At 64.1% G+C, this 11,469-nt stretch carries 15 protein-coding genes; all 15 read left to right on the top strand.

What is annotated here, in order from left to right:
- Window positions 1-11 precede the first annotated feature (11 nt).
- Window positions 12-425, top strand: a complete 414-nt coding sequence (locus EV667_RS09845; RefSeq protein ID WP_131835190.1) for a hypothetical protein — start codon at window positions 12-14, stop codon at window positions 423-425.
- Between the two features lie 335 nt (window positions 426-760).
- The gene (locus EV667_RS09840; protein WP_131835189.1) at window positions 761-1,204 is read left to right on the top strand and encodes a MerR family transcriptional regulator; all 444 of its coding nucleotides are present in this window, start codon (window positions 761-763) and stop codon (window positions 1,202-1,204) included.
- Entirely contained in the window at window positions 1,191-2,411 is a 1,221-nt protein-coding gene (locus EV667_RS09835) for a phage portal protein (RefSeq protein ID WP_131835188.1), read from the top strand. The genes EV667_RS09840 and EV667_RS09835 overlap by 14 nt, the downstream gene beginning before the upstream one ends.
- Complete coding sequence (locus tag EV667_RS09830) at window positions 2,408-2,932, top strand: HK97 family phage prohead protease (protein ID WP_131835187.1); 525 nt, start codon at window positions 2,408-2,410, stop codon at window positions 2,930-2,932. The genes EV667_RS09835 and EV667_RS09830 overlap by 4 nt, the downstream gene beginning before the upstream one ends.
- Before the next feature lie 7 nt (window positions 2,933-2,939).
- Window positions 2,940-4,079, top strand: coding sequence for a phage major capsid protein (locus EV667_RS09825; RefSeq protein ID WP_131835186.1), 1,140 nt, complete (start codon window positions 2,940-2,942; stop codon window positions 4,077-4,079).
- 98 nt (window positions 4,080-4,177) lie between these two features.
- Window positions 4,178-4,609, top strand: a complete 432-nt coding sequence (locus tag EV667_RS09820) for a hypothetical protein (protein ID WP_131835185.1) — start codon at window positions 4,178-4,180, stop codon at window positions 4,607-4,609.
- A gap of 284 nt (window positions 4,610-4,893) precedes the next feature.
- Window positions 4,894-5,220, top strand: coding sequence for an HNH endonuclease (locus EV667_RS09815; RefSeq protein WP_131835184.1), 327 nt, complete (start codon window positions 4,894-4,896; stop codon window positions 5,218-5,220).
- Window positions 5,221-5,335: 115 nt separating this feature from the next.
- Window positions 5,336-5,626, top strand: a complete 291-nt coding sequence (locus EV667_RS09810; RefSeq protein WP_131835183.1) for a head-tail connector protein — start codon at window positions 5,336-5,338, stop codon at window positions 5,624-5,626.
- Window positions 5,623-6,048: a phage terminase small subunit P27 family gene (locus EV667_RS09805; protein ID WP_131835182.1), complete on the top strand. Its 426-nt coding sequence runs from the start codon at window positions 5,623-5,625 to the stop codon at window positions 6,046-6,048. Before EV667_RS09810 ends, EV667_RS09805 begins: the two co-directional genes overlap by 4 nt.
- Window positions 6,008-7,660 carry a terminase large subunit gene (locus tag EV667_RS09800; protein ID WP_131835181.1) on the top strand — a complete coding sequence of 551 codons (1,653 nt, stop codon included), beginning with the start codon at window positions 6,008-6,010 and terminating at the stop codon, window positions 7,658-7,660. The genes EV667_RS09805 and EV667_RS09800 overlap by 41 nt, the downstream gene beginning before the upstream one ends.
- Entirely contained in the window at window positions 7,657-8,202 is a 546-nt protein-coding gene (locus EV667_RS09795; RefSeq protein ID WP_165901582.1) for an HK97-gp10 family putative phage morphogenesis protein, read from the top strand. Before EV667_RS09800 ends, EV667_RS09795 begins: the two co-directional genes overlap by 4 nt.
- Complete coding sequence (locus tag EV667_RS09790) at window positions 8,199-8,549, top strand: hypothetical protein (RefSeq protein ID WP_131835179.1); 351 nt, start codon at window positions 8,199-8,201, stop codon at window positions 8,547-8,549. Before EV667_RS09795 ends, EV667_RS09790 begins: the two co-directional genes overlap by 4 nt.
- A complete protein-coding gene (locus EV667_RS09785; RefSeq protein ID WP_131835178.1) occupies window positions 8,549-10,135 on the top strand; it encodes a hypothetical protein in 1,587 nt (528 codons plus the stop codon). Before EV667_RS09790 ends, EV667_RS09785 begins: the two co-directional genes overlap by 1 nt.
- The gene (locus EV667_RS09780) at window positions 10,132-10,815 is read left to right on the top strand and encodes a hypothetical protein (RefSeq protein ID WP_131835177.1); all 684 of its coding nucleotides are present in this window, start codon (window positions 10,132-10,134) and stop codon (window positions 10,813-10,815) included. Before EV667_RS09785 ends, EV667_RS09780 begins: the two co-directional genes overlap by 4 nt.
- The gene (locus EV667_RS09775; RefSeq protein ID WP_131835176.1) at window positions 10,812-11,342 is read left to right on the top strand and encodes a hypothetical protein; all 531 of its coding nucleotides are present in this window, start codon (window positions 10,812-10,814) and stop codon (window positions 11,340-11,342) included. The genes EV667_RS09780 and EV667_RS09775 overlap by 4 nt, the downstream gene beginning before the upstream one ends.
- Window positions 11,343-11,469: the final 127 nt, after the last annotated feature.

The raw sequence follows: 11,469 nt of genomic DNA, 5'->3' as shown, positions 1-11,469 counted from the left end.
GGAGTCGAAAGATGACCGCCCGCGTCGATCCAGTCGGCAAGATCCTCCGCGCCGTCTTTCCCCGAGGCGAGCGCGACGCCGCGCTGGCGTGTCAAGCGTACTCCAGCGATCCCGCGTTCCGGCCCGCTGTCGATGAAGTCCTGCGGCATGCTGCGCTGGTCGACATCGTCCATGCCGTACTGGTGGACCGCAAGAGCTTGGAAGAAGCCGGGCGGGATGCATCTGGTTATTCGAGCCGCGTACAGGCTGTCGCCTATGCCTGTGCGCAGCTTCATGCGGCAGGCCGTCTGATGGTCTGGGCATCTGGCCAGCGCGCGCTGGAACGCTCCGCTATGGCGCATGCCACCCGCCGGATAGCGCGCCTGGAACGGGACCTTGCTTTGCGGGACGCCGCCTTGAAGGCGCGCATCGCAATCCCTGCATAAATTCCGGTTGCGTATACTGGATCGGGCGCCTGTCGAAGAAAAAGGGCTAAAAAAGCGGGTATATATGAGAGGGCACGCATTCCCGATGGCCCCATCCTTGCGTGCGGCTCGTCTGGTTTAAACTAAAGTGCCGTCCCCGCGCACGTAGTAATGAGAAGATACTCTCGCTGCCCGGTGAGACTGACGGGGAATGGGTATACCCAATCCCGGCCCAGTGCACCTAGTTGTGAGAAGACATTCTTTCTCTCTCCGCGCCTCAGAAGACCAGCAGCCGCCTCCGGGCGGCTTTTTATTTACCCCATCAACATTGCTGCTCATGAAGCAGGAGGCCAGCCATGCCATTCGACTGGCGGCTTGACCGCGCCTTCGCGCAAGCCGAGGCGGCGGATCTGGCCGGAATTCACCTAAGCACTTTGCGGGTCTGGATGTGCGAAGGCGCCGCCGACCTGGCGTCGGAACGCAAACGCGGCCGCCGTTGGTTCAGCGCGCACGACATCCTGATCCTCCGCCTTGCGCATGAACTGGTTCGAGGCGGCTACGTCATCTTGACCGCGCTCGCCGCGGCCTTCGAGCTCGTCGATCAGATCCAGGCCAGCGATGTGATCATCGCCCGCAACGGCGGCATCGCCACCTCGCAGGTGCGGCTGGTCAAGGGCGCCAGCCTCGCCGACCTCGGCGGGTCGAGTTTCATCTTCATTCCGGCCAGCACCATAGCGGACGCGACATACGCGGCTTGCCGGCGCGCCTACTTCCCAGAGGAATCACATGTGGCCCTTTAACCGCCCGGCGCCCGTCGAGACGAAATCGGACCTGACAGACCCGACTTCGGATTCTTGGGAGGCCCTCACCGCGGCGCTCGCATCCAGCACCACCGGCGTGACGGTGTCGGCGGAGAGCGCCATGCGTTGCGCCCCTGTCAACGCCGCCGTTACGCTGATCTGCCAGTCGATCGGAACGTTGCCTTGCAAAGTCTATCGCAAGGATGGCGACGGCAAGGACGTGGACGACACCCATCCGGCTTATGCGCTGATCCACGACGAGGCGAACGAATGGCAGTCCGCCGGCAAGGTGCGAGAGCTCGTCACGGCTGACGCGCTCCTGCATGGCGATGGATATGCCTTTGTAAGCCGTGGCGGCAATCGCCCCTTTGCCATCATCTATCTGCCGAGGGACAAGGTCGGGCTGAACCATCTCGACACCGGGGAGCCGCGCTACACCATCGGCGGGCGGGTCTACACGCCAGCCGATGTTATCCACGTGCAGGCGCCATCGCTCGGCGGAAAGACGGGTCTCGGCCTGTTGCGTGCGGGTGTCGACGCCATCGGCCTCGCGATCCTTCTGGAGCGCACCAGCGCCTCTTTGTTCAAGAACAACTCGCGGCCCGGCGGCGTACTTTCGTTCAAGTCTCAGCTGCGAAAAGAGACGGTCGAGCGCGTTGGTGCAGCCTGGCGCGCGGCACATGGTGGGGGCAAGTCCGGGGGCATTGCCGTCGTGGATGGCGGCGGCGAGTACACCCCGATCGCGTTCACGTCGGTTGAGGCCCAGCACATCGAGCAACGGAACTTCGCCATAGCCGAGATTGCACGGCTCACGCGCGTGCCCGTGACGATGTTGCAGGAGCTTTCCAAGGGCACGTTCGCGAATACAGAGCAGCAGGCGTTGCAGTTCCTGCAGCTATGTCTTCTGCCGTGGCTCAAGGCGTGGACGGATGCTTACCGGCGCACGCTGCTGACTGTCGAGGAGCGCGCGACACACTCGCTGGAGTTCATCGTGGACGACCTTCTACGCGCCGACACCGCGACGCGCGCCGAGGCCTACGCGAAGTTTCGGGCAATGGGCGCCATGACCAGCAATGACGTGAGGCGCCGCGAAAACCTGCCCGCATTGCCGGACGGCGACACGCTGGGCAGCCCCTACACCACGCCCGGCGCTCCCGCCCCGGCCAACGACAACCCCGAACCAAAACCGAAGGAGGCCGCGGCGTGAGCCTGGCAACCGAATCCGGGCTCATCTTCGAGTTCGACACCAAGGCCATCAGCGATGACGGCACCTTCGCCGGCTACGCCTCCCGCTTCGGCGAAGTAGACCTGGGACGCGACGTCGTTCAATCGGGAGCGTTCACCAAGTCCCTAACGGCCCGCCCCGCCCCTCGCGTCAAGATGCTGCGTGAGCACGATCAACGCGAGCCGATCGGCGTGTGGACTGAGCTAGCGGAAGACGGAAACGGGCTCCGCGTCGCCGGCCGGCTGGTGCTGGACACGGTCAAGGGCCGCGAGACACACGCCCTTATGAAAGCAGGCGCGCTAGACGGTCTCAGTATCGGCTACCGCACCAAAGCATCCCGGCTCGACAAAGCCAAGGGTGTTCGGCTGCTCGATGAAGTCGACCTGCATGAGATCAGTATCGTGACGTTCGGCATGCTGCCGAGTGCCACCATCACCAGCGTCAAATCATCTTCCTTCTCCCAGCTCGTGGCCGCGATCAACGCCGCCCGCGCTAATCTGTGAGCCAATAATGACCATCCATAACTTCCCCGCCGCGCTCGAAACCAAGTCCGCTGGCGAGAACGACGACGCCTCGCTAGCCGAAGTGAAGACCGCCCTCGCGGGTCTCACCGACGATATCGCCGCAAAGCTCAAGCCCGTCGCCGACATCGAGAAACGCATCGGCGCTCTCGAGGCCAAGGCGGCCCTGCCCTCGCTCGGTGGCAAAAAGGACGAAGAGCCGTCCGTCGAGAAGAAGGCCTTCGGCACCTATCTGCGCCTCGGCAATCAGGCCCCCGCCGACGAGATCAAGGTGCTGACCGTCTCCTCGGATCCGCAGGGCGGCTATCTCGCGCCGACCGAAATGTCGACCGAGTTTATCCGAGAGCTAGTGGAGTTCTCGCCGATCCGCACCCTCGCCACCGTGCGGACCACGGTCGCCCCGGCCGTGAGCTACCCCAAGCGCACGGGCATCACGAATGCCAAGTGGAAGGGCGAGACGCAGGCGCAGGAGGGTAGCGAGCCCGCCTTCGGTCAGGTTGAGATCCCGATCCGCGAGGTGAACACCTATGTCGACGTGTCCAACCAGTTGCTTGCCGACAGCGGCGGCACGGCAGAGGCGGAAGTGCGGCTCGCCCTCGCCGAGGACTTCGGCCAGAAGGAAGGCTTGGCTTTCGTCTCCGGCAACGGCGTCCTGGAGCCGGAAGGCCTCATGACCGCCGGCGGTGTCGGCGAGACGCTCAACGGCCACGCGACGAACCTCTCCGCCGACCAGTTGATCGCGCTCATGTATGCCATGCCGGCGGCCTACCGCTCGCGCGGCTCCTGGCTGATGAATGGCGGAACGCTCGCCACGCTGCGGACCATGAAGGACGGTCAGGGCAATTATCTCTGGCAGCCGAGCTATCAGGCCGGCCAACCCGAAATGATCCTCGGCCGCCCGGTGGTCGAAGCTGTCGATATGCCGGACGTCGCGTCTGGCACCTTCCCGGTGCTCTTCGGCGACTTCGCCACGGCGTATCGCATCGTCGATCGCCTGGCGCTGTCCATCCTCGTCAACCCGTATATCCGCGCCACCGAGGGCATCACCCGCATTCATGCCACGCGCCGCACGGGCGCTGCTGTGGTGCAGGCGGCTGCGCTCCGCAAGCTGAAGATGTCCGTTAGCTGACGCCTGCTTAGCGCCATTTTGGCGGCAAGCATCTGCATCCCCATTCCCCTGCGAACGGCCGTCCTTCGGGGCGGCCTTCGCGTTTCTAGGAGCGCAACATGCGCGACATCGTCCATAACATTGCCGTCGTCGAAGCCATCCCGCCGGCTGCCTACACCGCGGACAACACCCCGGCGGCCGTCGACATCAAGGGCTTTGATTCCGCGATGCTGGCGATCCACGTCGGCATCGGCGGCATCACCTTCAGCGGCACGAACAAGATCGAGTTCAAGCTGACGCACAGCGACGACGACTCGACCTATTCGGCCGTCACCATCGACGAAGTGCAGGGCATCGCCAGCGTCGGCGCTGGCGGCATCGTCTCCTCGCTGATCGCCGCCCACGCAGCGCCGACGATGACCCGCGTCGGCTATGTCGGCAACAAGCGGTTCCTGAAGCTGCTAGCCGACTTCTCCGGCACCCACGGCACCGCGACGCCGCTCTCCGCCACCGTCATCAAGGGCAACCCGGCCTCCCGGCCCGTCGCCTGATCAGCTTAGGGCGGCATCTCCCAGAGGGCTCCGCGGCCAGTCCGATAACGCATCGCAGGTCCTCCCTGCCGCCCGCCCGCGAAGGTCATAGGGGGCGCAAGGACCGCAAGGCCGTACCTATTCAAGGCGACGACTACATCGCCAAGCCATTGGGGGCAGTGGAACGGGCCAGCCGGGTCCGCAAGTCGGGAGGCGCCGCCCCCTCGAGTTCTGAGGCGCACCCAACGTCGGCAGGAGGCCGTGCATGCGCGACGCTGCACGGCCTCACTCATCCAGGACATTACATGCCATCAGCAGCACCGCGCTTCTGTGAGTGCGGACGATACACCGTGCCCGCGGGTCAGCAGTGCCCCTGCGCAAAGCGCCGCAAGGCCGCAAGGGGTAGCGCCTGGGCACGTGGCTATGACTCCGACTGGCAGGCCGCCCGCGCCGCACACCTCGCCACGCACCCAGCCTGCGTTGACTGCGGCGAGCCCGCCACGCTGGTCGACCACATCGTCAGCATCCGCAAGGCGCCTCACCTCCGGCTAGACCCGACCAACTTCGCCTCGATGTGCGCGTCCTGTCACGGGCGGAAAACCACACGGGTTGACGGTGGTTTCGGACGGTGACGGGGGGGTGAGTCGAAACTTCGGCCCCCTCGGCTGGAGACCATTGGCTCCCTTCGCTCACGATTCCGCCGAATTGGAGCAATCAGAAAATCTGATTGATCTGGAGATTGCATAAATGGAAGTGATTACACTGGCGATGTTCAAGGAACACGCCCGCATCGACTTCGACGACGACGACCTTATCGCCGGCCAAGTGGTCGCCGCAGCGAACGACTACGTGTCAGGGCTGCTATGCGCCGACGTCGAGGAGCCGCCTGCGCCTGCCGGCGATGTCGTCCAAGCCGCCCTTCTCATTGCTGGCCACTGGTACGCGAACAGAGAAAACGCCAGCGACGGCGCGCTGGTGGACATACCGTTGAATGCTGCCGAGATCCTGGCGAACCACCGCGCATGGTCGTTCGGATGAGCCATCACACCCGCGGCCGGAAGGCCGAACCCGTGCCCGTCGCCGAGCCAGTCCGCGCTGTGCCGCAGCCCCCTAAGGCCATGGGCGCTGAAGCCCGCAAGGAGTGGCGCCGCGTGATGCCTGTACTGGTGGAGCGGCGGGTGCTTTCCGAGGCCGACATCCACGCCGTCGAGCGCTTCTGCGAGGCGTCCGGCGACATCGTCATCGCGCGCACCGCCATCGCCGCGGACGGTGCCTATACCCCAAACCGCTTCGGCGAACTGAAGCGCCACCCCGCCTTCGCGACCTTGCGGGAGGCGACCGCTGAGGCGCGCCGCTGGGCTGCTGAGTTGGGCCTGTCGCCGGCAAGCCGCAGCCGTGTTGAGATCGGAGAAGACGATAGTGCTGACTCCCTCATGGATTACGAGTCAGGAGCCGATTGACGACCCGTTCGGAAACGGCGAGCGAGCCGTCCAGTGGCTGCGCCGACTGAAGCACCCGAAGAATCCGGCGCGCGGGAATCCCTTCCAGTTAGACCCGTGGCAGGAACGGATTATCCGGCGCATGTACGGGCCTCGCCACATCGAGGATATCCACAACGCGGATGGCGTGCTCATCGCACGCAAGGGCGCTCGAATTGTCCGGCGCGTATGCCTTCTTTTGCCTCGGGGCGCGCGGAAAACGAGCCTGTGTGCAGCGATCACGCTACTCCACCTGATTGGACCGGAGAGCACGGCAGGCGACCTTATCCTATCGGCCGCAGCCGCGCATGAGCAGGCGCTTGAGCTCTTCAACGAGGCCGAGTTGATCATCAATCATGATCCCCGGCTGCGCGGCAACATGGACGTGCTGACATCCAAGAGCCGCATCCGCTGCGTCCCTCGCAAGACCACCTACAAGGCGCTGGCCGCGGACGGTCGTGTGCAGCACGGCAAGACGCCGCGCGTCGTGATCGCCGACGAGCTCCACGTTTGGAAAGGCAAGGCGGGCGAGGATCTGTGGGGTGCGCTGGATTCGGCGCTGGTGAAGACCCCTGACACCCTGATGATTGTCGCGACGACGGCCGGCCGCGGCGAAGACAATATCGCCTGGCAGTTCGTCAGCCATGCGCTGAAGGTGCAGAAGGGCGAGATCGAAGACCCGGCTACATTGCCTGTCATCTTCATGGCGGAAGCCACCGACGCATGGGACGACCCGGCAGTTTGGAACGCCGTCAACCCCGGCATGCGGCACGGCTACCCCGATCTGCCCAGCTTCATGGACAAGGTCAACAAGGCGAAACATTCGCCAGCCGATCTTGAAAATCTGAAGCAGTTCAACCTGAACATGTGGAGCGACAAGGCAACGGCGCCCTTCGTCGACATGGCCATCTACGACGCCACCGGCGCACCGATCAACATGACTGCACTCGCCGGCAAGGAATGCTGGTTAGCCGCTGACCTGTCGTCCAACGGCGACCTGACCGTCGTGGTGGCGGCATTTCGCGACGGTGATGACACGACCGTCGTGCCCTTCTTCTTCTGCCCGTCCGCGAACCTGCGGCAGCGACAGGAGGCATCCGGCGCGCCCTACGTGCGTTGGGCCGCCGACGGGCTGATCACCGCCACGCCTGGCAACGTTGTCGACTTCCGCGCCGTCGAGGATCGCATCCGCGAGCTTTGCGAGACCTATGACGTCCGCGAGATCGCATTCGACCCGGCCATGGCTCGTAACGTCCTGAACAACCTCACCGACGATGGCTTCCCCGCGATCGAGTTCCGCCAGGGCACGCTCAGCATGATGCCGGCCATCGCCGAGCTCGAGCGCTCGGTCATCGCCGGCCGGCTCCACCACGGCGGCCATCCGGTACTGCGCTTCTGTTTCGCGAACTGCGAGGTGGAGACCAACTCCCACGGCCATAAAACCCGCCTCCACAAGAGCAAGCGTTGGCTCTCGATTGACGGCGCTGTGGCGGCGGCTATGGCCGTGTGTCGGGCGAGCCTGGGCCAGAGCGCGGAGGGCGGCTCGATCTATGACGACGACGACTGGGAGAGCGTTCTGGAGGCATTCGGGTGAAGTCCACCGTGAAGATCAGCGGGTTGCGCGAGACACTTAAGGGGCTCGAAGATTTAAAGAAATCAACGCAGGTCGGTGTCCTTAACCGGGTGCTGAAGAAGGCCGCCAAGCCTGTCGAAGCTGCGGCCAAGCGTAATGCCCCGGTGGATGATGGCGAGCTGAAGGGCAGCATCGGCACCGTCGTGATCCGTCGCAACGCCGGGAAGTCGGCATTCGCAGCGGCGATGCGTGGCGGCGAGTCCCGGCAGGACGCGGCGGCAGCCGCCCGTGAGGCCAATGCCGCCGCTGCGGGCCGCGGTGCCTCGGCGACCGTCCGTGTCCGCGCCACGGCTCCTCACGCACATCTCGTTGAGTGGGGAACCGCCCCACACAAGATCGGCGACGGCCAGCACCCTGGCGCCAAGGCGCAGCCGTTCATGGGGCCGGCGCTCCGCGCTGAGCAGAACGATATCACCCGCACCATAGCGGCCGACATCGAGGCGGAAATCGCCAAGACGGCCAAACGTTCCGCGGCCCGCGCCGCGAAGAAGGGAACAAAATGAGCCTTATCAACCTCGTGCCGAAAGAGCTTCGGCTGAAATTCAGCGTGGCCTCAATCGTGTGGGCGGAGAAGGCCCTGGAGACCAAGCTGGCGAGCATCGTTGACGAACTCCAGTCCGAGTCCGGCCCGAGCCTTCGCACAATGCGCGCCTTGCTCACGGCGGGCTCGCCTTCCGATATGGAGCGAAAGATGCTCGACATGTCCAGCGCCCTGTCCAGCATCGGGGTGTATCTGGATCAGCGCAACGGTTCCCGCCTGATTACCGAGTACGGCATCGCCGCGTGCTCCGCCGCTGTCGGCAACGCCCTTGGCGTGTTCCTGGCAAGCATCACGAAGGACGTCGCGTAATGGCCGTCAACGCGGGCGGCGTTTATGTCGACCTGGGCTTGAACTCCGCCCGATTCCAAGAGGGTCTCAAAGGCGCTGGCAAGCAACTCGACAAGTTTGGCAAGGAGTCGGGCAAGGTCGGAGGCGTTGTCCGCGGCGCATTCGCCGGCATCGGTGACGGGCTGAAGCTCGGGCTTGCCGGGCTCGGCGTCGGCGGACTGTTTGCAGGCGCCAAGGCTGCCGCTTCAGACCTGGCACAATTGAACGCCGAAGCGCAGAAGGCCGGCGTCCAAGTCGAGAAATTCCAAGAGTTGGGCTACGCAGCGCAAGGTGCGCTGGTCGGCCTCGACGCCATGGCCGACGGCCTGAAGGAGCTACAGCTTCGGGCGGATGAGTTCGTTGTCAGCGGGGCCGGAAGTGCTGCGGAAGCGTTCCAGCGTCTTGGCTACAATGCCGCTGATCTCAAGGAAAAGCTCGCCGATCCGTCGGCCCTGTTCGAAGAGATCATCGAGAAGCTCGGTCGCCTCGACAAGGCCAGCCAGATTCGTGTCAGCGATGAGTTGTTCGGCGGATCCGGTGGTGAGCAGTTCTTGCGGCTGATCGACCAAGGCGCCGGATACATCGCTCGGATGCGGCAAGAAGCTCGCGACACTGGCAACGTTATTGATACCGAACTGATTCAACGTGCCGTCGAGATCGATCGCGCCTTCGCGAAGCTTTCCACCACGATCGGTACCAATCTCAAAGGCGCCCTGGTGTCCGTGGTCGCCTTGATGCGCGACTTCTCCGACATGCTCAACGCCACCGAGGCGCAGTCGAACAGCACGCTCCAGCGTCGTATCGACCTTCTGACCGCTGCCGCTGACAACATGCGGAAGTCGTCTTCGGCCTTCGTCTTCGGCGGTGGGCAGGAGGGTATCGACCGGCGACTGGCCGAAGCCGCTGGCTTGCAGTCGCAACTCGATGCCCGGCCGCAGCGCGTAACGATCAATCCGACCGGCGGAATGGGCGACCTGTCCAAGGTCAAGACGCCCGCCACCGAGGCGGCGGACCAGTTGGCCAAGGCGTACGACCAGATCGTGCTGGCCGCCGAACAGCGCATTACGCAGATGGGCGTCGAGCAGCAAGCGCTTGGCCTGACGACCGGCGCGGCTGAGTCCCTTCGCGTCAAACAGGAACTCATAAACGAGCTCACCCGCGCCGGCATCAAGCTGACACCGGAGTACACGGCTCAGATCGACGATCTCGCCGCACGCTCCGGCCAGGCTGCCGCTGCGCTAGAGGCGCAGGCTGCGTCGCAGGCGGCGCTGGTCGACTCGATGGATGAAATCCGAGGCACGGCCTACGACGCCCTTGGTGGGTTCATCTCCGACATCCGCAACGGCGTGAGCGCAGCTGACGCGCTCTCGAATGCCCTGAATAGCGTCCTCGACAAGATCATCGAGATCAGTCTGCAGAACGTCCTCACGGGCCTACTCGGCGCGCCGGGGACGGCGGGCGGCGGGTTCTTGTCGTCGCTGTTCGGCGGCGGCGCCAAGCTCCCCGGCCTCGCGGACGGCGGCTGCACAGGGCCGGCAGGCTTCTCCATCGAAGGGAAATTGCAATGAGCGCGATGCTGGCTGTCGTGCAGAGCGACCGTGTGCATGTCATGGCGGACGCTGCGACCTATGATCCGGCTGACGGTGTCGTCACGGCGTTTCGGCACAAGATCGTCCCGCTCCCCATGGCGAATGCCGTGTTCTCGCTCCGCGGCATCACCGGCTGCTTCCGAGAATTCTATAAGGCGTGCCTCCTCGCCGACATCGAGGGTTTCGATGGCTTCCGGCGCGCCGCTGACGATGTGTGGGAGACCTTCGAAGCCGGGCTACCGGAGGGCATGGACTGCGAGATCATAGTCGCCGGCTGGTCCGACCAACATGCTCGCGGCGAGGTGTTCTACCGCTGCACCGACACTGTGCATGACAACCTGCCGGCCGGTTGCTGGTTCGTCCTCGGCAATCGCTGCGCCTTCGGCGTCGATCTCGATGACATCCCGGAGGATTCAGTGTTCGACCCTGTCGAGCATGGCGTGCCGGCTTTCGAACGGGCACGTGCCCATATCGACGATCTGTCCTGCGGTCGAGGCGAGCCAGTTATGGGCCACGGCGTCGGTGGCTGGGTGTCGCATGTCGAGATCGTGCCGGGCCTGATGCCGGATGGCGACGTCCTGCACGTGTGGCCGGACGTGGTAGGCGAGAAGATTGCGCCGGAGGGTGTTATTGTCGGGGACATCGGAGTTGCAGCATGAAGATAGAACTGACGCCTGAAGAAGAAAAGCTCGATAGGGAAATCGAGTACGAGGCCCTTAATCTCAGGGACCATATTCAGGCCAACGCCAATGCTGATCGTGTCGTTGCACTGCTTCGTTCACTAAGAGCCCGCAATGCTGTGCCATCTCACCGCATGCGCTATTTCACCGACGCCGACTACAACGTTGGCGGTCGAGGCTCGTCAAGGAAAGAGCAGTTCGAACGCAATGGCAACAGGGGCGAGGACATAGTCCGGAACGGCCACTTTCTCGAAGTCATGCGCTACTTCGTTTATGGCCCGGACTTGCCCGCCGTCACAATCTCCGCGTTCGCGGCAAAGGTTAGCGAATGTGGGATGGTGACATCGAGTGATATCTCAGGACTTTCTGCAGAGGCGCGGCGTTTGGCTCGGCAAACGGGTCTTCCAAAACGGAAAGCCGCCGACGAGTTTTACAAGCTTGCACTCGAAACGATGGGGCACGGCTATGCTTCTTCCATCCGCGATGGGGTCATGCAAATGCGGTAGGCCACCGAGCTCACCTTGACTTTGCCGGCGTGTCACGGCCGCGACCTGTTCGGGCGGCCTGGTCTTCGGCGTAGGAGCTCGCAACTTGCGAACTCCTAGTGTCCTGCGTGAACGTTGGCGTCAAATT

The organism is Ancylobacter aquaticus (assembly GCF_004339465.1).
In the GTDB taxonomy this organism is placed as follows: Bacteria; Pseudomonadota; Alphaproteobacteria; order Rhizobiales; family Xanthobacteraceae; genus Ancylobacter; species Ancylobacter aquaticus.
The sequence above is the reverse complement of the archived record's forward strand: the minus strand, read 5'-3'. Positions and strand labels throughout refer to the sequence as shown.